Origin of the sequence: Nocardia iowensis (genome assembly GCF_019222765.1) — a bacterium.
GTDB classification, from domain to species: domain Bacteria; phylum Actinomycetota; class Actinomycetes; order Mycobacteriales; family Mycobacteriaceae; genus Nocardia; species Nocardia iowensis.
The window spans coordinates 4592275-4612559 of the sequence record NZ_CP078145.1 but is presented as its reverse complement, the minus strand read 5'-3'; the positions used below and the strand labels follow the sequence as shown (position 1 = coordinate 4612559).

At 68.5% G+C, this 20285-nt stretch carries 22 protein-coding genes; 15 read left to right on the top strand and 7 right to left on the bottom strand.

The features are described 5' to 3' along the window. Positions 1-84: 84 nt before the first annotated feature. Positions 85-2367, bottom strand: a complete 2283-nt coding sequence (locus KV110_RS21310; protein ID WP_218469044.1) for an ATP-binding cassette domain-containing protein — start codon at positions 2365-2367, stop codon at positions 85-87. Between the two features lie 113 nt (positions 2368-2480). Between KV110_RS21310 and KV110_RS21305 the strand changes: the two genes are divergently transcribed. From KV110_RS21305 to KV110_RS21295, 3 genes are read left to right on the top strand one after another with little or no spacing between them, the layout of a single operon-like run. After that, positions 2481-3101, top strand: a complete 621-nt coding sequence (locus KV110_RS21305; protein ID WP_246633884.1) for a class I SAM-dependent methyltransferase — start codon at positions 2481-2483, stop codon at positions 3099-3101. A gap of 1 nt (position 3102) precedes the next feature. Then, positions 3103-3390 carry a hypothetical protein gene (locus KV110_RS21300; protein WP_218469042.1) on the top strand — a complete coding sequence of 96 codons (288 nt, stop codon included), beginning with the start codon at positions 3103-3105 and terminating at the stop codon, positions 3388-3390. Continuing rightward, positions 3387-3794: a hypothetical protein gene (locus tag KV110_RS21295; protein ID WP_218469041.1), complete on the top strand. Its 408-nt coding sequence runs from the start codon at positions 3387-3389 to the stop codon at positions 3792-3794. Before KV110_RS21300 ends, KV110_RS21295 begins: the two co-directional genes overlap by 4 nt. 18 nt (positions 3795-3812) lie before the next feature. Here the strand turns inward: KV110_RS21295 and KV110_RS21290 are convergent, their stop codons facing one another. Next, positions 3813-4703 (bottom strand): LLM class F420-dependent oxidoreductase, encoded by an 891-nt coding sequence (locus KV110_RS21290; RefSeq protein ID WP_218469040.1) that lies wholly within the window; start codon positions 4701-4703, stop codon positions 3813-3815. A gap of 144 nt (positions 4704-4847) precedes the next feature. Here KV110_RS21290 and KV110_RS21285 point away from each other — a divergent pair, with 144 nt between their 5' ends. The 3 genes from KV110_RS21285 (at position 4848) to KV110_RS21275 (ending at position 6825) form a co-directional block, all read left to right on the top strand. Next, positions 4848-5156, top strand: a complete 309-nt coding sequence (locus KV110_RS21285) for a nuclear transport factor 2-like protein (RefSeq protein ID WP_246633883.1) — start codon at positions 4848-4850, stop codon at positions 5154-5156. A 44-nt stretch (positions 5157-5200) separates the two neighbouring features. Then, complete coding sequence (locus KV110_RS21280) at positions 5201-6343, top strand: alkaline phosphatase family protein (protein ID WP_218469039.1); 1143 nt, start codon at positions 5201-5203, stop codon at positions 6341-6343. Positions 6344-6501: 158 nt separating this feature from the next. Beyond that, positions 6502-6825, top strand: coding sequence for a hypothetical protein (locus KV110_RS21275; RefSeq protein ID WP_218469038.1), 324 nt, complete (start codon positions 6502-6504; stop codon positions 6823-6825). 42 nt (positions 6826-6867) lie between these two features. Here KV110_RS21275 and KV110_RS21270 read toward each other — a convergent pair whose 3' ends face one another. Beyond that, positions 6868-7290, bottom strand: coding sequence for an MmcQ/YjbR family DNA-binding protein (locus KV110_RS21270; protein ID WP_218469037.1), 423 nt, complete (start codon positions 7288-7290; stop codon positions 6868-6870). Between the two features lie 150 nt (positions 7291-7440). Between KV110_RS21270 and KV110_RS21265 the strand changes: the two genes are divergently transcribed. The 3 genes from KV110_RS21265 (at position 7441) to KV110_RS21255 (ending at position 10667) form a co-directional block, all read left to right on the top strand. Beyond that, positions 7441-8673, top strand: a complete 1233-nt coding sequence (locus tag KV110_RS21265; protein ID WP_218469036.1) for a transcriptional regulator — start codon at positions 7441-7443, stop codon at positions 8671-8673. A 78-nt stretch (positions 8674-8751) separates the two neighbouring features. Next, positions 8752-10269 carry an aldehyde dehydrogenase gene (gene adh / locus KV110_RS21260; protein WP_218469035.1) on the top strand — a complete coding sequence of 506 codons (1518 nt, stop codon included), beginning with the start codon at positions 8752-8754 and terminating at the stop codon, positions 10267-10269. Continuing rightward, a complete protein-coding gene (locus KV110_RS21255) occupies positions 10269-10667 on the top strand; it encodes a DUF779 domain-containing protein (RefSeq protein ID WP_218469034.1) in 399 nt (132 codons plus the stop codon). The genes adh and KV110_RS21255 overlap by 1 nt, the downstream gene beginning before the upstream one ends. Before the next feature lie 108 nt (positions 10668-10775). On the opposite strand, the gene KV110_RS21250 is transcribed toward KV110_RS21255, so the two are convergent. Further along, complete coding sequence (locus KV110_RS21250) at positions 10776-12329, bottom strand: succinic semialdehyde dehydrogenase (RefSeq protein ID WP_218469033.1); 1554 nt, start codon at positions 12327-12329, stop codon at positions 10776-10778. A gap of 237 nt (positions 12330-12566) precedes the next feature. Here KV110_RS21250 and KV110_RS21245 point away from each other — a divergent pair, with 237 nt between their 5' ends. Genes KV110_RS21245 through KV110_RS21230 form a run of 4 tightly spaced genes read left to right on the top strand, consistent with a single transcriptional unit; the run spans position 12567 to position 16294 of the window. Continuing rightward, entirely contained in the window at positions 12567-14915 is a 2349-nt protein-coding gene (locus KV110_RS21245; protein WP_218469032.1) for a sensor histidine kinase, read from the top strand. Between the two features lie 2 nt (positions 14916-14917). After that, on the top strand, positions 14918-15343 hold the full coding sequence (locus tag KV110_RS21240) for a roadblock/LC7 domain-containing protein (RefSeq protein ID WP_218469031.1): 426 nt from the start codon (positions 14918-14920) through the stop codon (positions 15341-15343). Further along, on the top strand, positions 15340-15714 hold the full coding sequence (locus KV110_RS21235; protein WP_218469030.1) for a DUF742 domain-containing protein: 375 nt from the start codon (positions 15340-15342) through the stop codon (positions 15712-15714). The genes KV110_RS21240 and KV110_RS21235 overlap by 4 nt, the downstream gene beginning before the upstream one ends. Beyond that, complete coding sequence (locus KV110_RS21230; protein ID WP_218469029.1) at positions 15695-16294, top strand: GTP-binding protein; 600 nt, start codon at positions 15695-15697, stop codon at positions 16292-16294. Before KV110_RS21235 ends, KV110_RS21230 begins: the two co-directional genes overlap by 20 nt. A 45-nt stretch (positions 16295-16339) precedes the next feature. On the opposite strand, the gene KV110_RS21225 is transcribed toward KV110_RS21230, so the two are convergent. The 3 genes from KV110_RS21225 to KV110_RS21215 all read right to left on the bottom strand — a co-directional run bounded on the left by KV110_RS21225 (position 16340) and on the right by KV110_RS21215 (position 17846). Further along, complete coding sequence (locus tag KV110_RS21225; RefSeq protein ID WP_218469028.1) at positions 16340-16837, bottom strand: hypothetical protein; 498 nt, start codon at positions 16835-16837, stop codon at positions 16340-16342. 31 nt (positions 16838-16868) lie between these two features. Beyond that, entirely contained in the window at positions 16869-17273 is a 405-nt protein-coding gene (locus KV110_RS21220) for an NUDIX hydrolase (RefSeq protein WP_218469027.1), read from the bottom strand. 93 nt (positions 17274-17366) lie between these two features. Beyond that, on the bottom strand, positions 17367-17846 hold the full coding sequence (locus KV110_RS21215) for a winged helix-turn-helix transcriptional regulator (protein ID WP_218469026.1): 480 nt from the start codon (positions 17844-17846) through the stop codon (positions 17367-17369). A 53-nt stretch (positions 17847-17899) separates the two neighbouring features. Between KV110_RS21215 and KV110_RS21210 the strand changes: the two genes are divergently transcribed. Both KV110_RS21210 and KV110_RS21205 read left to right on the top strand, forming a co-directional pair. Continuing rightward, positions 17900-18706, top strand: coding sequence for an acyl-CoA thioesterase (locus tag KV110_RS21210; protein ID WP_218469025.1), 807 nt, complete (start codon positions 17900-17902; stop codon positions 18704-18706). Between the two features lie 16 nt (positions 18707-18722). After that, positions 18723-20237 carry an MFS transporter gene (locus tag KV110_RS21205; protein ID WP_246633882.1) on the top strand — a complete coding sequence of 505 codons (1515 nt, stop codon included), beginning with the start codon at positions 18723-18725 and terminating at the stop codon, positions 20235-20237. Positions 20238-20285 lie beyond the last annotated feature (48 nt).

Here is a 20285-nt window from a genome sequence, read left to right as displayed (position 1 = left end):
TCCTGACCCGCCGCGCACCGAACCACCGACGAAAACGTGCGCGGGAAGACCGGGCCGCTCCCGACCCGGCCCAGCGCCGAAACCCTACGCCGCCTTGTACTTACGCAAGTACTCGCCGGTGAGGGAGGTCGGGTGGTCGAGTAGGGCGGCGGGGGTGCCGGTGAAGACCACTTCGCCGCCTGCCTTGCCGCCGTCGGGGCCGAGGTCGATCACCCAGTCGGAGTGGGCGACCACGTCGAGGTTGTGTTCGATGACGATCACGGTGTTGCCGCGCTCGACGAGACCGTCGAGCAGGGCGAGCAGAGTGTCCACGTCGGACATGTGCAGGCCGGTGGTCGGTTCGTCGAGGACATAGACGCTGCCGGTGTTGCCGAGCTGGGTGGCCAGTTTGATGCGTTGCCGCTCACCGCCGGACAGGGTGCTCATCGCCTGACCGAGGCTCAGATAGTCCAGGCCGACCTCGTTCATGGTGCGCAACTTGGTGTTCAGCGCCTTCTCCGGGAAGAACACCAGCGCCTCTTCGGCGGTCAACTCCAGCACGTCGGCGATCGACTTGCCGCGCAACGTCAGTGCCAGCACCTCCTCGGAGAAGCGGCGGCCGTCGCAGGCGTCGCAGTGGGTGGTCACCGGGTCCATGTAGGCGATCTCGGTGATGATCACGCCACGGCCCTCGCACTGCTTGCAGGCACCGGCGGAGTTGAAACTGAACAGGCCCGGCGATTCGCCCGTGGCTTTGGCGAACAGTTTGCGGATCGGATCCATCAACCCCAGATACGTCGCCGGCGTGGAGCGGGAGGAGGCGGCGATGGCGGACTGGTCGACGAAGATCGCCTCGGGATGCTCGACCACGAACACATCCCGGATCAGACTGCTCTTACCGGAACCGGCGACCCCGGTGATCGAGGTCAGAATGCCGGTCGGGATCGCGACGGTCACGTTCTTGAGGTTGTGCACGTCGGCATCCTCGATCAGCAACTCACCGGTGGCCGTGCGGAAGGTGTCCTTCACCGTGAACGGCCTGCGCAGTCCGGCCCCGGTCGGGGTGTCGGCCGCGCGCAGTTCGGTGAAGCTGCCCTGGAACACGATTTGCCCGCCGTGCAGCCCGGCTCGTGGCCCGACATCAACGATATGGTCAGCGATCTGGATGACGTCGGGATCGTGCTCGACCACCAGCACCGTATTTCCCTTGTCCCGCAACGCCTCGAGCAGATTGTTCAACCGCCCCACATCACGCGGATGCAACCCGACGCTCGGCTCGTCGAAGATGTAGGTCATCCCGATCAACGTGCTCGACAGATGTTTGATCATCTTCAGCCGCTGGCCCTCACCACCGGACAGTGTCGAGGTCGGCCGATCCAGACTCAGATATCCGAGCCCGATATCGGCCACCCGCTGCAACGAGGTGCGGATCGCGGCGGCCAGGCCGATGGCGGCCGGGTCGCTGATCTCGTCGAGCACCACCATCAGATCGGTGATCTGCAGCCCCGCCCAGTCGGCGATATTGCGGCCGTTGATCTTCGTGGCCAGTGCCGCGGCGTTGAGCCGGGCACCGTGACAGGTCGGGCACACCCCTTCGGTGAGGAACTGCCGGATCTGCTCACGGGTCTTCTCGCTGAGCGTGGAGGTGTCGCGTTGCAGCCGGGTGCGGGTGAACTTGGTGGCGATGCCCTCGTAGTTGGCTTTCCAGGTGCCTTTGGCGAAAGTCAGCTCCACCTTGCCGCCGGTGCCGTGCAGCAGATCCTCGAACTCCTCGTCGGTGTAGTCGGCGAGCTTCTTGTCCGGATCGAAACGGCCCGAATTGCCGTAGAGCTGCCAGTCGCCGCTGCCGACGCCGTAACCGGGCAGCAGGATCGCACCCTCGTTGAGCGATTTGGTCCGGTCCAGCAGCCGATCCGGATCGGCGCGGACGGCGATGCCGAGTCCGTCGCAGTCCGGGCACATGCCCTGCGGCACGTTGAACGAGTAGTTGTAGACGAAACCGGCCGAGGGCGAACCGAATCGGGCGAACATGGCGCGCACCATGGAGAAGATGTCGGTCATCGTGCCCACGGTCGAGCGTGGCCCGCCACCGACCGGTTGCTGGTCGATGATCACCGGCGCGGTCAGGTTCTCCATCGCCTCGGCGTGCGGGCGTTCGTAGCGCGGCAGGAAATTGAGGATGAACGCCGGGAAGGTCGCATACAGCTGACGTTGGGATTCCACGGCGATGGTGTCGAACACGATCGACGATTTGCCGGAACCGGACACCCCGGTGAACACGGTGATCTTGTTCTTGGGGATTTCCAGCGACACGTTGCGCAGGTTGTGCTCGCTGGCTCCGAGGACGCGGATGACATCGGAGGGAAAAGCGGATGCGGCAGAAGACATACCGAACACCATGCCATCCGATACCGACATTTCGCGCAGCGCAATGTGACGCAGATCACACACATTCGTACGACGTCGACGCGGATCTCTGCTCCCGCTCGTACTGTCGTGGGGTGAGTGACGACCCGTACTGGAACCACAACACCCACTACCACCCCTGGCTGCTCGCGCAGGCGCCCGATTCCGCCCGCACCGTGCTCGACATCGGTTGCGGCGACGGCCTTCTCGCCCGCAAATTCGGCCGCCGCGGCCTGACCGTCCACGGCGTCGACCTCGACCCCGTCATCCTGGACACCGCGGCACCGGCCACGAACGTCACCGTCGAACAGGCCGACTTCCTCGATCTGCCAGGCACTTTCGACCTCGTCACCGCCGTGGCGAGCCTGCACCACGTCCCGCTGAAGGACGGCCTGACAGCCCTGCACCGTCTCGTCGCCCCCGGCGGCACCCTCGCCGTGGTGGGCTTGTGGCGGTTCGACATCCGCACCGACTTTCCGTATCTGGCGCTGCTGCCGGGCATTTGGGCCTTCGACACACTGCACCGCCCGAAACTCAGCGGCCCCGATGCCCACCTGCGCGACCCCGAGGACACCTACCCCGAAATCCGTGCCGCCGCCGCCGAGATCCTGCCCGGCGCCCGGCTGCGCCGCCGGGCGCTGCTGCGCTACACCCTGCTCTGGCACAAGCCCGCGACTCCCCCTGCCGGACGCGGGCTGGCCGAGATAAAGTCGTGAGATGGCCCCGTCGCGCGCGCACCGGACACGCAAGGTCACCGTCACGCTGCCCGAGGAACTGGTCACCACCCTCGAACACTGGCGCGCGGAAGGGCGGATCGAATCGCTGTCGGCCTTCGTCGCCGAATCGGTGCTGGCGCGGCTCAACACCGCCGAATCGCTGGCCAAACTCGAGGAAGTCTTCGGCGGGCGGCCACCGCTGGATCTGATCAACCGAGCTCGCGCCATTCAGGGATTGCCGCCGTTATCCGAGGAGGATGCCGGCGGATCGCACGCCGGCGCCGCGTGAGAACCCCAGCCCTTGGCGGTGTCGTCTTCGACACCGCCGCCGTCGTCAGCTGGGCCAATCAAGCCAACTACGCCCAAGCGGTGGTCTGGGCGACGGTGGGCGCGGGCAACACCATCGTCGTGCCCGCCACCGCGCTGGCCGCGGCGCGCGCCCATATCCCCGACGATCGGCTCGACGTGCTCGAGGTGCTGCTGGAACTTCCGCACACCGTCATCACCGCACTGGACCGTGCCGCCGCCGAACGGCTCGGCGCCGCCTTCGCGGGCAACCCCGACGCCGAGGTGCTGCTGCCCGCCGGTCACGCCGCCGCCGAGGCCGTCGCCCGGGACTGGCCCTGTCTGACTTCACGCCCCAAGAAGCTGCGTCAGCTCGACCCGCGAGTCATCATCGACCTACTGCCCTGACGGCGGCCGCGCCGGGCGTCACTGCCCGCGCAGCAGCTCGATGACCGGCGCGAACTCCTCCATGCTGTGTTCGAGCACGGTGATGTAGCTGAACCCGTAGCGGTCACGGTGATCGCGCACGCGATCGGCCATCTCCTTCGGCGTGCCGATGAGCAGGGTGGGCAGGTCCTCGGGATGATCGGCGACGTCGTCGGGCAGGGCCGGGCCGAACAATTCGAGCACGGCGGTGCGTTCCTCCGGCGGGACCACCCGCTGGATGAGGATGTTCAATTCGACGTCGGCGAGGCGGTCGCCGAGCAGGCCGCGCACGTAGTCGACGCGCTCGCCCACTTCGGCGAGCCCGGCCAGGTGCAGCGGCCCGCCGTTCTCGGTCGGCGAAGCGCCGGGGAAGGCGATGATGTCGGCGTGCTGGGCGGCCAGGCGCAGAATCCGGTTACCCCAGCCCGCGATCAGCAGCGGCGGCCCCGAGGGCTGCGCCGGGCGCGGCTGATACTCCGGATCGGAGAACAGGGTGCGCAACGTGGCGACCGTGCGCTCCAGATGCGCGACGCGGTTGGCGCCGCTCTCGAACGGGATTCCCGCGGCCTCGAATTCGGCCTGCACATAGCCCGCGCCCAGCCCGATCTCCACCCGTCCGTCGGTGAGTTGATCGGCGCCCGCGATATCGCGGGCCAGCAGCACCGGGTTGTAGAACGGCGCATTCAGCACAAAGGTGTTCAGCCGCACCCGTTCGGTCGCCTCGGCGGCCAGGATCATCGACGGAAACGGCGCCGGACACCCCAGATGGTCGGCCACCCCGATCACGTCGTAACCGAGTTCCTCGGCCCTGCGGCACTTTTCGAGCCAATTGCGCCGTGAGTCGGCAGTCACCATATTGACACCGAAACGGAACGCACGCTGCCCAGTCACCAGTCCTGTTTACCAGCAGGCGGCGCGCGACAACAGCGCCCGCGGCCATCCCGGCACGGGTCACCGATCTGCCCTACAGTAGACGCCAGAGGTTTGCTGAATGACCGCTGATGTTCTGCCACCTGATCCGAGAGGGGTAACTCGATGACTCAGCTAGATCCCGTGGTACAGGAATTCGTGGACGCGCTCAACGCCAACGACCAGGACCGGCTCTTTGCCGCGCTCACCGACGACGCGACCATGTCCGACGACGGCGTGGAACGCAACATCACCCAGTGGACCGGCTCGGAGGTCTTCGGCGCCAACGGGCACATGCGGGTCGAGTCCGTCGCCGACGGCGGCACCGACCTCGTTGCCGACTACACCAATTCCCGCTGGGGCTCGATGCGCACCAGCTGGCGGTTCACCGTGCGCGACGGCAAGGTCGCCCGGTTCGAGACCGGCCAGGCCTGATAACGGCTTGCCCGCCGCCCACCCGCCTTGACATCCTGACGCTCGTGTTCGACGCGCCCCGTTACGGTACGGGCTCCCTCGCTGATCTGTTCCCCTCGCTGCTGGCCGGTTTCGGGGTGCCGGGCGAGGTCGATCGGCTCGGTCTCGGCATCACCGCCGACCGGGTCTGTGTGCTGCTGGTCGACGGTCTCGGCGCGGCCGCGCTCGCCGCCAATCCCGGTGTGGCGCCGTTCTTGTCCGGCCTGACCCCGGCCACCCTCACCGCCGGATTCCCGAGCACCACCGCCACCAGCCTGAGTTGCCTCGGCGTCGGCGTGCCACCGGGCGAGCACGGCATCATCGGCTACCTGATGCACGTGCCCGGCCAGGATCGGCTGGTGAACGCGCTGCGCTGGCGCCTGCACGGCGAGGGCCCGAAGGTCGATCTGCTGACCGAGCTGGTTCCCGAACAATGCCAGCCGCTGCCCACGGTCTTCGAACGCGCGGCGGCACACGGGATCACGGTGACCCAGGTCGCCCCGAACTACCAGAACGGTTCCGGGCTCACCCGAGCGGCGTTGCGCGGCTGCGAGTTCCGGCCCAACTTCTCGGTCGGCGATCTCGTCGACGGCATCGGCATCGCGGCTCGCGCCGGTGAGCGCGCACTGGTCTACGCCTACCACGGCGACCTCGACACCACCGGGCACGTGCGCGGACCGTCCTCGGACGCGTGGCTGCTGGAGCTGGCCCACGTCGACCGCATCGCCGCCGAGATCGCCGAACGTTTGCCGCCCGGTGCCGTGCTGGTCGTCACCGCCGATCACGGCATGGTCGAACTCACCGAACGCATCGATGTCGACCACCACCCCGAGCTGCGCGCGTCGGTGCGCCAGGTGGGCGGGGAACCCCGTGCGCGCCATATCTATACCGAGCCCGGCGCCGCCACCGACGTCGCGGCCGCCTGGCGGGCCACCCTCGGCGCCGACTTCGCGGTCCTGCCCCGCGCGGAGGTGATCGAGCGCGGCTGGTTCGGCCCGACCGTCGCCGCGCGGGTCGCCGAACGCATCGGCGACATCGTCGTCGCCGCGACCGGTACCCGCGGCGTCATCCGCAGCGGCGCCGAACCGTTGCAGTCGATCATGCTCGGCCACCACGGCTCCCTCACCCCCGCCGAACTCGACATCCCGCTGCGCGTCTTCCGCGCCTGAGCGACAAAGAGGGGGGAACTGGTGGTGGCAGCGCGAGGACCCGCCGCCACCCCCTCGCCCGCCCGACCCGGCACGGACGCCGTGCGGTCACCCGGTGGCTCTAGGCTGAGGGGCGATCGCCGCGGATCCCCGCGCGACCGAGCATTCAGGAGGAGCACATGAACGCCACGCTGTCACGGACCGGACGGACCGGCCTCGGGATCGCGGCGGTCGCGCTGGTGCTCGCCGGCTGCACCGACGTCCAGCGCGCCCTCAACCGCGGCGGCGACACCCCGTGCAGCGAATACGTCAAGCAGGGCCAAGACGAAAAGCGCATGACGATCACCAAATTCGTCAAGCAGCAGACCAAGGACGACCACGAGCCCGCCGGTACCGTCGTCGACGCGACCATGGTGTCGGTCGATCTGCTGTGCGGCGCCCAGATGAACGCCGAAACCCCCATCAAGAACGCCGACGTGGCAGGCATTTTCATCAACAAGTGACCCCCGACGGCACTCGAGGCACCCTCGCACCGGCTGCCGTGTTCACCGGACCGGGTGCGCCGCCAGCCAATCGGCCGCCCGCTTGCGCGAGGCCCGCGACAGCCACGCGTCTTGCACAACTTCCGACAGCTCCCGATAGCTCAGCTCACCGATCCGGCTGCCCCGCAGCAGCACCGACGGGTGACCGTCGAAATGCGCGGTGGTGAAAAACGGTGAGTCCGGATCCTGCACCATCGCCTGCTTGTCGGACTCCGAAGGCACCCAGAACACGATGACATCGGCGTAGCGTTCCCCGGTGTCGGCGTCGACGGCATCGGGGCGCGGGTTGCGGAAGAACACGAACGACTTGCCGCCGACCTGATAAACCGGATTGCCGTGCGGGCCGTCCAGGCGCGTCACATGCGGCATGCCCGCCGCCAGTTCGTGCACGTCGGCGATCCGGGCCCGCCGCGAAACGGTAGCCATGCCAGCAGCATAATCGGCGCGCCGCTCCTCGGCCGCCACGCCGGGGACGACACGGGCCACGGCATGGGGACCGTTCGGCTTGCCGCCAAACCCTCCCGTTCCCGTCGTGCGTACGCCAGAATGAGAGAGCGAATGTGAGCTCACACGACGATGGGGTTCCCCGAGGTGGCACAGTTCCGCACCCTGACCCAGCAGCGGGCCGAACTGGAAAAAGAATGGGAGCGCTGGGCTACGGCTCCGAATACCGCCGCGCCGCCACCCCGCACCACCCTGCTGCGCAGCGACGTCGCGCAATCCTGGCAGCGCTCGCTGCACACCGTCGACCCGGCCGTCACGGTGGCGCCCGGACTCGCCGACATCGGCGACAAATGGTCGGAATCGCCACTGCGCACACCGATCACCGAACTGTCGGCTGATCTGCGCGGCATCACCGAGGACGCGGGCTATCTGGCCGTGGTCACCGACGAGGCGGGCACCATCATGTGGTCGTGCGGCGACCGCACCCTGCGCAGGCAGGGCGAAGCGGTGAACTTCGCGCCCGGCGGCTGCTGGGACGAAACCCACATGGGCACCAACGGTCTGTCGCTGGCGCTGCACGACGACCGCGCGTGCTCGGTGTTCTCCGCCGAACATCTGGTCGCCGCACTGCACGGCTGGGTCTGTTACTCCGCGCCGATCCACGCCCCCGACGGCCGCCAGGTCGGCGTGCTGGATCTGTCCAGTTCCTGGGACCGCTCACATCCGGCGGTGATGACCTCGGTACGGGCACTGGTCACCGCCGTCGAAACCATGCTGCGCGCCGCTGAACCCGCACCCACACCGGGCGTGCGCCTCGAATGTCTCGGCACCGCACGGCTGATGCGCGACGGCAGACCCGTCCCGCTGCCGCCGCGTCAGCTCGAGATCCTGGCGCTGCTCGCCCTCGAACCCGACGGGTTCACCCCCGAACAACTGCACGCCGCGGTGTACGGCGACCGCGCGGTCTCCACCAGCACCCTCAAAGCCGACGTCTCGCACCTGCGCCGGGCCACCGGCGGTGAGATCACCAACCGCCGCTACCTGCTGACCGGCCCGGTCGCCTGCGATGCGGTGGACTTGCTGGCCGCCGTCGCCGCCGGCGACACCACCTCGGCGGTGTGGCTGTACCGCGGGCCGCTGCTGCCGGGCTCGGACACGCCCGGGGTGATGCAGTGGCGCGCGTATCTCGATGTGGGCGTGCGCAATGCGGTGCTGGCCAGCGACCGTGCCGAGCACGCGGTGGCCTTCGGCGAACGCGCGCCCGGCGACATCGAGGTGCACGAACACGCGCTGCGCCTGCTGCCCCTCGACGACGTGCGCCGCGCCGTGGTCGCCGCCCGGTTGCACACCGCGTTGCGCACGTAAGCACCGCACACCAACCTCGCACCAACCTTCACCGGTCATAGTGGCCCTCTCAGAGTGAGTCTGTGAGGAGCGAGTGCCATGATCTACGCCAGGCCGGGTTCCGAGACCGGCATAGTCAGCTACGCCACCCGCTATGACAACTTCATCGGTGGCGACTGGGCGGCTCCCATCGAGGGACGGTATTTCGACAACGCCTCCCCGGTGGACGGCGAAACATTCTGCGCGGTAGCCCGATCCGGTGCCGCCGATATCGATATGGCCCTGGAGGCCGCGCACGCCGCCGCCGAAGGATGGGCAGCCACCTCGCCCACCGAGCGAGCCAACATTCTGCACACCATCGCCGACCGCATCGAACGCCACCTCGAACCGCTGGCCGTCGCCGAAACCTGGGACAACGGCAAACCGGTTCGCGAAACCCTGGCCGCGGACCTACCGTTGGCCGTCGACCACTTCCGCTATTTCGCGGGCGCCATCCGCGCCCAGGAGGGCAGTGTCGCCGAAATCGACCGCGACACAGTCGCTTACCACTTCCACGAACCGCTCGGCGTGGTCGGGCAGATCATTCCGTGGAACTTCCCGATCCTGATGGCCGCGTGGAAGCTCGCGCCCGCGCTGGCCGCGGGCAATTGCGTGGTGCTCAAGCCCGCCGAGCAGACACCGGCCTCGATCATGCTGGTCGTCGAACTGATCGCGGACCTGCTACCGCCCGGAGTGCTCAACGTGGTCAACGGATTCGGTGTCGAAGCCGGAAAACCGTTGGCCTGCAGCCCGCGGGTGGCGAAGGTGGCGTTCACCGGCGAGACCACGACCGGGCGGCTGATCATGCAGTACGCCAGCGAGAACATCATCCCGGTCAGCCTGGAGCTGGGCGGCAAGAGCCCCAACATCTTCCTGCCCGACGTCATGTCCGCCGACGACGAGTTCCTCGACAAGGCCATCGAGGGGTTCGTGATGTTCGCGCTCAACCAGGGCGAGGTGTGTACCTGCCCGTCGCGGGCGTTGATCCACTCCTCGATCTACGACGAGTTCCTGGCGCGCTGTGTCGCCCGCACCGAGGCCATCCGGGGCGGTGACCCGCTCGACGACACCACCATGATCGGCGCCCAAGCCAGCAACGACCAATACGAGAAGATCCTGTCCTACATCGATATCGGCAGGCAGGAGGGCGCGCGCGTGCTCACCGGAGGGGAAGCACGCAAGGTCGACGGACTGCCCGGCGGCTACTACATCCAGCCCACCATCTTCGAGGGCGTCAACACCATGCGGGTGTTCCAGGAGGAGATCTTCGGACCGGTGGTCGCGGTGACCCGGTTCGACACCGTCGAGGAAGCGGTGCGCATCGCCAACGACACCCTCTACGGTCTCGGCGCCGGGGTGTGGACCAGGGACGGCAACATCGCGTATCGGATGGGGCGCGCCATCAAGGCGGGCCGGGTCTGGACCAACTGTTATCACGCCTACCCGGCGCACGCCGCGTTCGGCGGCTACAAGAAGTCCGGGATCGGCCGGGAGAACCACAAGATGATGCTGGATCACTATCAGCAGACCAAGAACCTGCTGGTCAGTTATTCACCGAAGAAACTGGGGCTGTTCTGATGCAGCAGTATCGAACCCATCGCGTCGCGATGACCGAGCGGGCGCGAACGGTGTTGCGGCAGTTGATCGACCAGCACGGCGCCGTGCTGTTCCATCAGTCCGGCGGCTGCTGCGACGGAAGCTCACCGATGTGCTTTCCGGTGCGCGAGTTCCTGGTCGGGAGCGCTGACGTGCTGCTCGGCTACCTGCCCTGGCACACCGAATTCTGGATGACCGCAGACCAATACGAGCTGTGGAAGCACACGCATCTGACGGTCGACGTGGTGACCGCGCGTAGTGGTGGCTTCTCGCTGGAAGCAGCCGACGGTGTGCGTTTCCGCATCCGATCGCGGCTGCTCACCGACGAGGAGGCGGCGCTGTTACCGCCACCGCGCACCGGTGCCGATCGGATGACCTAGACCTCCGGGACGCCCGGCGCCGCGCGGTCGAACCGGACGACCGAGCGCGGCCACGCGAACCGGCGGCGGCGTCCGCCAGGTGGGCACGACCACCTGGCGGGCGTCGAGTCATCGGCCGGGCAGGAACCGCAGGCCGCGCGCGACGGCCATCAGGAACCGCTGCCACTTGTCCTGCGAAACCATCGGCGGCGCATCCAGATTCAGGAACCGGGTGACCACAACGGTCTGCGGTTCGGTGAACTTGAGCAGCCCGTCCGGGCCGTGCCTGCGCCCGACCCCGGAAATACCCATCCCGCCCATCGGCGCGGCCGTGCTACCCCACGCGGGGGCGTAGCCCTCGTCGACACAGACGGTGCCCGCGTGCAGTTGCGCGGCTATGCGTTCGCCCTCGGTCTTGCTGGCCGCCCACACGCTGGCGTTGAGGCCGTACTCGGTGTCGTTGGCCAGGCGGATGGCCTCGTCGACCGAATCGACCGGGTAGATCGCGACCAGCGGGCCGAAGGTTTCGTTGCGGCCGCATTCCATCTCGTCGGTGACCTCGGCGAGCACCGTCGGTTCGAAGAACAGCGGACCCAGATCCGGGCGGGCCTTGCCGCCAGCGAGCACCTTCGCGCCCTTGGAGGTGGCGTCGGCGACATGCTTGGTCACCGTCTCGAGCTGTGCCTCGGAGATCAGTGAGCCGATATCGGCCGAATAGTCATAAGCCGCACCGAGTTTCGCGGCTTGGACGGCGGCGACGAACTTCTCGGTGAATTCCTCGGCGATCGCGCGTTCGACGTAGAGCCGTTCGATCGAGATGCACAGCTGTCCGGCATTGGAGAAACAGGCACGCACCGCGGCCTTGGCGACCTTGTCCAGTTTCGCGCCCTTGGCGACGATCATCGGGTTCTTGCCGCCGAGTTCGGCGGAAAAGCCGATCAGCCTGCGCCCGCACTGTTCGGCCAGGGTGCGCCCGGTCGCCGAGGAGCCGGTGAACATCAGGTAGTCGCAGTGATCGACGATGGCGGTGCCGACCACGGTGCCAGGGCCCGGCACGACCGCGAGCAGATCGCGGGGCAGGCCAGCACGGTAGAGCAGTTCGGCGTTGGCCAGCGAGGAGAACGGAGTCTGGCTGTCGGGCTTGACGACCACGGCGTTGCCCGCGATCAGTGCGGGGATGGAGTCACCGATGGACAGCAGCATCGGATAGTTCCACGGTGCGACCACCCCGACTACGCCCTTGGGCTGGGTGCGTACCGAGGTACGGTTCAGCACCGGGAACGCGCCGGGCACGCTGTGCGGGGCGAGCAGGCTCGGTGCGGTTCTGGCGAAATAGCGGGCCGCGAAGATCAGGCCCATGATCTCTTCCTGCGCCGCCCAGCGCGCCTTGCCGGTCTCGGCCTGCACCACGTCCATCAGGAACTCGCGGTTCTCGACGATCAGCGCTCGATACCGTTCCAGGACCGCGGCGCGCTCGGCGACCGGGCGCGCGGCCCATCGGGTCTGCGCGGCCTTGGCCTTGGCGAACGCGGCCACCACATCCTCGACGGTGCCGACGGGCACGCTGCCGAGCGGGGTGCCGGTGAAGGTCTCGGCGATCGTCTTGCGGCGGCGGGCATCCGGGGTGTCGATCGCGGCCAGCGCGCTCAGCCGGTCGAATACCGCGGCTTCCGGTGCGGGCATCGGTGCCTCCTACGTCTGTGTCCCTGCGATCTCGTGTTACCGCGAGATACACACAATCTACGCCGGACCGGCCCCGATCAGAAGTCACTGCCCTTCACACCGGCCGTTCGCCGGACGGTCCGCCGGAAATGCCGGGTTCGGGCGGTATCGGCTCGGCCGTCCGGGCAAAGTCAACTCGAGTCCCACTCACCGGGACACAACGGCCGTGCGGTCCGTTTTCTGGTTTAGGTTGTGCCGATGTTCAGAGCGAGGCTCGGGGTCCGTACGCGGATTCTGGCAATCGCGCTCATTCCGAGCTTGACTCTGCTTGTAGTCGGCGTGGGCGCAGCGGGGTATCTGGTAGCCGAGGGGACCAAGGCCGAGGAGTGGGCGGTCCAGAACCAGAAGGCCATCCCGTCCACCCGCGAGTTGATGGAAGCGGTCCAGCAGGAACGGCGACTGACCCTCGCCCAGCTCGCCGGCGACGACACCGTCCCGCCCGCGCTCGCCGCGGCCCGCATCCGGCTCGACGGGGCCATGCAGGGCCTGATCGAGGTATCCAGTGGCCTTCGCGAGGTCGATGATTCGAAGATCGGCGACGACGTCGCCGGCTTCAACACCCTGCTCAGCCAGATGACCCAGGTGCGGATGGCGACCGACGCGGCCCAGCTGCAACCGTCGGACGCCTACATGTTCTACAACCGGATCCTCGATGTCATCTTCGTCGGCACCGAGATCGCCGAACAGACCGCGCCCGACGCCGAGATCGGTGTCGCGATCGCCGAGGGCATGCGCTTCCTCAACGCCGCCGAGGCCATGGCGCGCAGCCACGCGCTCGGCGTCATGCTCGCCAACACCGACGGACCCGCCCCGATCCCGATCGAGGAGTTCCTGCGCCAAGTCGGCTTCTACCACAGCGAAATCGGCTTTCTGACCACCGAACTCGGCGCCGCCGAAGTGCAGAGCCACCGGCTCCAAGAACTCACCGGCAGCAACGCCTGGCAGCAGCTCTCGGCAATGGAAACCGCGCTCGCGCAACGCCATCTGACCGCGAACTCGACCGGCAACAGCAGCTCGTCCACCGGTTCGACCAGCTCGTCGAGCACCAGAGGGTCAACCCCCGCGCTGCCGTTGTCGACGACCGAGTGGCAGAACGCCGCGGCCGAGGTCAACCGCGGCCTGGTCGACGCCTGGATCTCGCACAACCGCGAAGCCCAGGCGCTGGCCGAGGACAAGGCCGCCAACTCCGCCGCGAACTCGCTCTACGCGGGCGGTGGCGTGCTCGCGGTCAGCATCGCGGCCTTCCTGATCACCCTGGTGCTGGCCAACCGCATCATCCGCAGGCTCAAGCGGCTGCGCAAACAGACCCTCGCGATGGCCGATGACCGACTACCCGAGACGATGCGCAGGCTCAACGCCGGCGAAACCATCGACCCCGCGGCCGAAACCCCCGTCCTCGACTTCGGCCACGACGAAATCGGCCAGGTGGCACGGGCTTTCCAGCACGCGCACGCCGCGGCGATCAGCGCCGCCGTCGCCGAGGCCCGCACCCGCGAAGGCGTCAAGGCGGTCTTTCTCAACATCGCCCACCGCAGCCAGATCGTGGTGCACCGCCAGCTCGAGATCCTCGACGAAGCCGAACAGCGCCAAGAAGATCCGGCCCTGCTCGACCTCCTGTTCCGGCTCGACCACCTGGCCACCCGGGAACGCCGCAACGCCGAGAACCTGACCATCCTCGGCGGCGGCCAGCCCGGCAGGCAGTGGCGCAACCCGGTCCCGCTGATGGACCTGGTGCGCAGCTCGGTCGGCGAAACCCTGGACTACGCCCGGGTGCGGGTCTCCCGGTTGCCCGAGGTGCACGTCGTGGGCACCGTCGTCGCCGACCTGATCCACCTGCTCGCCGAGCTCGTCGACAACGCCACCGCGTTCTCCCCGCCCCAGTCGCGGGTCGAGGTCAGCGGCAACGTCGTCGGCAAGGGCGTGGTCACCGAGATCAACGACCAGGGCATGGGCATGCCCGAGACCGAACTCGCCCGGCTGAACGACATGCTGCGCACCCCACCGGATTTCGGTGTCGCGGCACTGTCGGCGGACTCGCGGCTCGGCCTGTTCGTCGTCGCCCAGCTCGCGGCGCGCCACGGCGTCACCGTGCGGCTGGCCGAATCCGACTACGGCGGCATCAAAGCGATCGTGCTCATCCCGTCCGCGCTGATCGTCACCGACCGCGTGCCCGCCCCCGCACCGGCGGAGCTGACCGACCCCGGCCGGCGCCGCCGCATCCCGGCGCCGGTGGCCGAACCCGGCGAATCCGCCGAACCCGCAACCGGTTCGGTCGCGACCCTGGCCATCGAATCCCCGGCGCCCTACGGTCCGCGACCACACATCGAAGCACCGCCGCACCCGGACGGCGACGGCAGGCCCGCGCTGCCGCGCCGCAGCAGGCAGACCAATCTCGCACCGCCACTGGCCGAGCCAACCCCGGCACCGGCCGCACCCGCGGCGTCCACCCGGTCGGCCGAACAGGCCCGCGATCTCATGTCCGCCATCGAGAACGGGACCAGGCAGGGCCGCCGCGCCGCTGTCGTCCCGGACGAACAGGAAGGTTAGGGGTGTCCTCTTCTCCCACAGGTGATCTCAATTGGCTGCTCGACGATCTCGTCGACCGGCTGGCCGGGGTACGGCACGCGGTGGTGCTGTCCACCGACGGACTGTTACTCGGCCGCTCCAGCGCGATGACCCGGGAAGACGCCGAACACTTCGGTGCCATGTCCTCGGCGCTGTACGGGCTCGCCCGCAGCGCGGGCAACCGATTCGACGGCGGCGGGGTCCGCCAGGCCGTCATCGAACTGGACCGGGCCGTGCTGTTCGTCACCTCCGCGGGCGACAACGCCTGCCTCGCACTGCAAGCCATCGAGTCCGCGAACCTGGGCATGGTGGCCTACGAGATGAACCTGACCGTCCAGCGGGTCGGCAACTATCTGTCCACCACGCCACGACGCGACCTCGTCGGACAAGGCGAGTCGAATCTGTCATGACCCACCCGCGTGAGCCCTGGTTCGACGAGGCGGCAGGCCCGCTGGTCCGCCCGTACGCGCTCACGCGCGGGCGCACCACCGGCGCCGGCCCCGAGCTGGACATGCTCACGTCGGTGGTCGTCGACGACACCGCGGGCGCACTGCGCCGGATGGAACCCGAATACGCCGATATCCTTCGGCTGTGCCGAGTTTCGCAATCGGTGGCCGAAGTGTCGGCACAGTTGCGTTTACCGCTCGCGGTGACGAAGATCCTCGTCGGCGACCTCATCGGCGACGGGCACCTGATATTCCGTGCTCCCGTTCCGACGGAAGCCGGACCCGAAGACCTCAACATATTGCGAGCGGTACTGGATGGAATCCGAAAAATTTGACCCGAGCGGCACCCCGCACCTGGCCGCCTCGGTCAAGATCCTCGTCGCCGGCGGGTTCGGTGTCGGCAAGACGACCATGGTGTCGGCGATCAGCGAGGTCGCGCCCCTGCGCACCGAGGAGTTGATCACCGAAGTCAGCACCGGCGTCGATGATCTGTCCGGTGTGGAATCGAAGACCACGACCACGGTCGCGCTGGACTTCGGCAGGCTCACCATCGACCGAGACCTGGTGCTGTACCTGTTCGGCACGCCGGGACAGGACCGCTTCTGGTTCCTCTGGGACGAATTGGCCCGCGGCGCGCTCGGCGCGGTCGTGCTCGCCGACACCCGCAGGCTCGGCAATTCCTTTGCCGCCGTCGACTTCTTCGAGCGGCGCGGGCTGCCGTTCATGGTCGGGGTCAACTGCTTCGACGGCGCGCCGGTGTACACCGTCGACGAGGTGCGCGACGCACTCGACCTCGACCGGCAGACCCCCGTACTGCTCTGCGATGCCCGCGACCGCGGCTCGTGCAAGACGGTGCTGATGACATTGGTGGAACACCTCATCGAACGCGTCCAGCGGCCGATCGTCACCACCTGAGGCAGCCGGAACCCGACAGCCGACAGCTGCCGGGCACAGTCTCACTCAGGCCTGTTGCAGCCAGGAGAGGAAAAACAGCACACCGGCGGCACACAGCAGCAGCGCCACCGGCACCGGCCAGCGAGGGCCCGCGCGTCCCAGCAGGCCGCGGGCGACCCGCACCTGCAGCGCACCAAGCCCGGCCAGCAGCAGCAACCACACCGGCAGCAGCGCGATACCGATCAGCGCGTGCACCGACCACGCACCGGTCAACGTCGGCCCGCCCCAGGAGTTCTCGTAGTCGTCCGAGGCGACCAGCGGGTAGAGGACGCCGCGCACCAGACCCACCACGGCCAGGAACGCGAGGAACCAGCTCAGCAGGCCCAGTGCGCCGCCGAGCATCGAGTGCAACACCGCACGCGCTGCCAAACGGTCACGCGGGGTGATGGATTCGCCGAGCAGCCGCCGGGGCACCCGCAGCCGCGTTGCGACCGGGCTGACCGCCAGTGGCAACGCCCACAACGAATAGGCGGCCGCGCGCAGCCACCCGAGGAGCACAGTCATACCGCCGACGGTAGCGCGTTGTGCCGGTGGCTCAACTCAATCGGCCCGCATCCACCAGATCGTCGAACAACAGTTGATCGACCGGGGGCACCAGGGCGCGATCGGCGTAGCTGAACCACGCCATCTCCTCGATCTCGCTACTGGCGGCCAGCGTGCCGTGATAGTCGGCGGTGTAGCAGCTCATCCGCACGACCAGACCGATCGTCGGCTCGTGCACCGCCTGGTAAGTGCCCACGTGCGCAACCGTCTCCGGCCGCAACGCGACGGTGAGCTCCTCCTCGATCTCGCGCACCAACGTCTGCAGATCGGTCTCGGCGCCCTCCCGCTTCCCGCCCGGGATGTAGAAGACATCCTTACCGCGCGGCCGCGCGCACAAAATCCGCCCGCCCTCGATCCGCACCCACGCCACCGTATCGATCAGCCGCCCGTCCGCCACCCCCGCACCCTAACCGCCACCCTCCGTTACCTCCCCACCCACCGCCCCCGGACGGGACACCACCGAGCGACCCCGCAGTGCTGTCCCGTTCGATCAGTGCGTGGGGACCGGGAGGAGGGCGGGGGTGCGGGCGCCGGGGCCGAGGACCGGTCGCAGGTCAGGGCCGGTGAGGTGCTCGCCGCACGCCGAGCAGACCGGCTCGACGACCGAGGTGTGGCCGCAGGTCTTGTGCACCACCTCCAGTGGCGGGCCGTCGGGTGCGGCCCACTCGTCACCCCACTGGCGCATGGCGGTGACCACCAGCCACAGCGAGCGGCCCTTCGGGGTGAGGCGGTAATCGTGGCGAACCGGGTTGTCCTGGTAGGGCTCTCGGGTCAAGATGCCGTGCTCGACCAGGTGCTCGAGGCGCTGGGTGAGCACGTTGCTTGCGATGCCGATGCGGGCGCGGAAGTCGTCGAACCGGGTCACCCCGAATAACGCGTCACGGATGATCAGCAGCGTCCACCACTCCCCGACCACCTCCAGGCACTGGGCCAGCGAGCAGTTCATGTCCTCGAAGCTCGTCCTGCGCATGAGCACAGCCTAGTCGGTTGCTTCATAAAACTTACTGACCTATGGTTCGTTGCATGAAGCAACTCACTAGCCGGTCGCTCGTCGAGGCGTTCGCGCTCAGCGAGATCGACCACCGTGTCTGGGAGGCATGGGTCGACGAATCGTGGCGCGGGTGGACCGGACCGCACGGCGGTGTGATCGCCGCCCTGCTCATCGAGGTGGCCCGGCGCGCCGGTGGCCGCGAGCTGCCGGTGCGCGCGGTGGATCAGCGGTTTCTCGGGCGGCCGACGGCGGGGCAGTTCACCTTTCGCGCCACGGCGCATCCGGTGGGGCGCAGCGCCGTCGTGGTCGACGTGGAGGCCTTTCAGGCGGCCGGAGCGCTCGCATCGGCCTCGATCACCTTCGGCCGCACCATCGCGACCGGCGTCGCCGACCACGCCGGTGCCCCCGCACCCGACGTGCCCGCCCCCGAACACTGCTCAGCGTTCGCGATGCCGCCCGAACTGCTCCCGGTGGCAGCACATTTCGAGATCAGGCCCGCGACCGGGCCGCTGCCGCTGAGCGGGGCGGACGACGCGATGATGTGCGCCTGGATCGCGCTGCGACCCGCCATGCCCACCGACGCGGCGACCCTGGCCATCCTCGCCGATGCCCTGCCGCCCGCGTTCTTCCCCACCCTCACCACACCCGTCGCGGTGCCCACCGTCGCGCTGTCGATGCACCTGCACACCGACCTGCGCACACCGGCACCGCAGCCGGTGCTGGTGTGCACCGCCAATGCCTCCACCGGCGGTGGCTGGTCGGTCGACGACATCGATATCTGGGACGGCGGCGGGCGAATGCTGGCCTCGGCCAGGCAAACCCGCCGCGTGCTCGGCTGAAATCGGAGAAAGCGTCGTGAATTCCACTGTCTCACTCCAGGACCGGTCGGCCGCCGATTCCCGGATCGTGTTCGCCATCGTCTCGGTCGGCGTGCTGCTGTCTAGCCTGGACCTGTTCATCGTCAATGTCGCGCTGCCCGAGCTGGCCGCCGACTTCGACGGCGCCGAGATCGCCGGATTGTCGTGGGTGCTCAACGCCTACGCGATCGTGTTCGCCGCCTTGCTGGTACCCGCGGGACGGCTCGGCGATCGCGGCAGCAACCGGACCACCTTCCTGATCGGGCTCACCGTGTTCGTCATCGGATCCGGTTTGTGCGCCGCCGCATGGGATGTCGCATCGCTGGTCGGGTTCCGGGTGCTGCAAGCCGTCGGTGCCGCGATGCTGATTCCCACCTCGCTCGCGCTGGTGCTGGCGGCGACGGCACCGCACCGGCGGCCGGTCGCGGTGCGGCTGTGGGTGGCGTTCGGTGGGCTCGGCGCCGCGCTGGGCCCGGTACTCGGCGGCATCCTGGTCGAATTCGGCTGGCGCTGGGTGTTTCTGGTGAACGTTCCACTGGGCATCGTCGCCGTGGTGTTGGGTCTGCGGCTGTTGCCCGACCCGCCCGGCGACGGCGGCCGGTTGCCGGATCTGCTCGGCGCGCTGCTGCTCGCGGGCACCATCGCCGCGTTCGTGCTCGCGTTGGTCAAGGGCGAAGACTGGGGTTGGTCCTCGACCGGAGTGCTGCTCGCGTTCGCCGCCGCCGTGCTGCTCGGCCTCGCGTTCGCCGTCTCCTCGGCGCGCCATCACAGCCCCGTCGTCGATCCCGCCCTGCTGCGTGCCCCCAATTTCGCGCTGATGGCCGGGAACTCGATCTTGTTCAACATGGCGTTCGGGGCGATGCTGCTGTCCTCGGTGCTGTGGACACAGCACGCGTGGGGCTGGTCGGCGCTGCGCACCGGGCTCGCCATCGCACCCGGCCCGCTGATCGTGCCGATCGTCGCGATCCTGGCGGGTAAGATCATCGGCCGCGTCGGCGCGGGCCCGGTCATCGCCGCGGGCGGGGTCACCTTCGCCGCGGGCATGCTGTGGTGGGCCCAGGCGATCACCCTGCAACCCGACTACGTCGGCGGACTACTCGGCGGCATGCTGGTCAGCGGACTCGGTGTCGGCCTGAGCCTGCCGACCTCGTTCGCCGCCGGGACCAGTTCGCTGCCGCCGCAGCGCTTCGCCACCGGTTCGGCGGTACTGAGCATGGCCCGCCAGATCGGTCTCGCCGTCGGTGTCGCGGTCTTCGTCGCGGCGCTCGGCTCCCCGGCCGGTCCCGAGGCGACACTCGAGGCGTTCCAGCGCGGGTGGTACGTGACCGCGGCCGTCGCGGTCCTTGCCGGGCTCGTCGGGATCGCGGCCAAGATGCCACGCCCCGCTGTGCCGCAACCGGATTCAGCGGCGCAATCGGTCGCGCCGGAGTCAGTGGCACACCCAGCCGCCGACGACCGGCAGGAGGCCGCCGTGCACGAGCCGCGCACCGGGTTTCACCAGATCGCGGACTGAGTCCCCCAGACGTTCGGTGCCCGGCATCCCATGAAAATGCCGGGCACC

Bases quoted from the DNA above. Each gene is read 5' to 3' on its own strand.
- adh (WP_218469035.1), top strand. From the start codon at position 8,752: ATGATCTACGCCAGGCCGGGTTCCGAGACCGGCATAGTCAGCTACGCC.
- KV110_RS21225 (WP_218469028.1), bottom strand. From the start codon at position 16,837: ATGACTGTGCTCCTCGGGTGGCTGCGCGCGGCCGCCTATTCGTTGTGG.
- KV110_RS21250 (WP_218469033.1), bottom strand. From the start codon at position 12,329: ATGCCCGCACCGGAAGCCGCGGTATTCGACCGGCTGAGCGCGCTGGCC.
- KV110_RS21310 (WP_218469044.1), bottom strand. From the start codon at position 2,367: ATGTCTTCTGCCGCATCCGCTTTTCCCTCCGATGTCATCCGCGTCCTC.
- KV110_RS21215 (WP_218469026.1), bottom strand. From the start codon at position 17,846: ATGCGCAGGACGAGCTTCGAGGACATGAACTGCTCGCTGGCCCAGTGC.
- KV110_RS21255 (WP_218469034.1), top strand. From the start codon at position 10,269: ATGCAGCAGTATCGAACCCATCGCGTCGCGATGACCGAGCGGGCGCGA.
- KV110_RS21265 (WP_218469036.1), top strand. From the start codon at position 7,441: ATGGGGTTCCCCGAGGTGGCACAGTTCCGCACCCTGACCCAGCAGCGG.
- KV110_RS21270 (WP_218469037.1), bottom strand. From the start codon at position 7,290: ATGGCTACCGTTTCGCGGCGGGCCCGGATCGCCGACGTGCACGAACTG.
- KV110_RS21300 (WP_218469042.1), top strand. From the start codon at position 3,103: ATGGCCCCGTCGCGCGCGCACCGGACACGCAAGGTCACCGTCACGCTG.
- KV110_RS21230 (WP_218469029.1), top strand. From the start codon at position 15,695: ATGGAATCCGAAAAATTTGACCCGAGCGGCACCCCGCACCTGGCCGCC.
- KV110_RS21245 (WP_218469032.1), top strand. From the start codon at position 12,567: ATGTTCAGAGCGAGGCTCGGGGTCCGTACGCGGATTCTGGCAATCGCG.
- KV110_RS21275 (WP_218469038.1), top strand. From the start codon at position 6,502: ATGAACGCCACGCTGTCACGGACCGGACGGACCGGCCTCGGGATCGCG.
- KV110_RS21235 (WP_218469030.1), top strand. From the start codon at position 15,340: ATGACCCACCCGCGTGAGCCCTGGTTCGACGAGGCGGCAGGCCCGCTG.
- KV110_RS21210 (WP_218469025.1), top strand. From the start codon at position 17,900: ATGAAGCAACTCACTAGCCGGTCGCTCGTCGAGGCGTTCGCGCTCAGC.
- KV110_RS21285 (WP_246633883.1), top strand. From the start codon at position 4,848: ATGACTCAGCTAGATCCCGTGGTACAGGAATTCGTGGACGCGCTCAAC.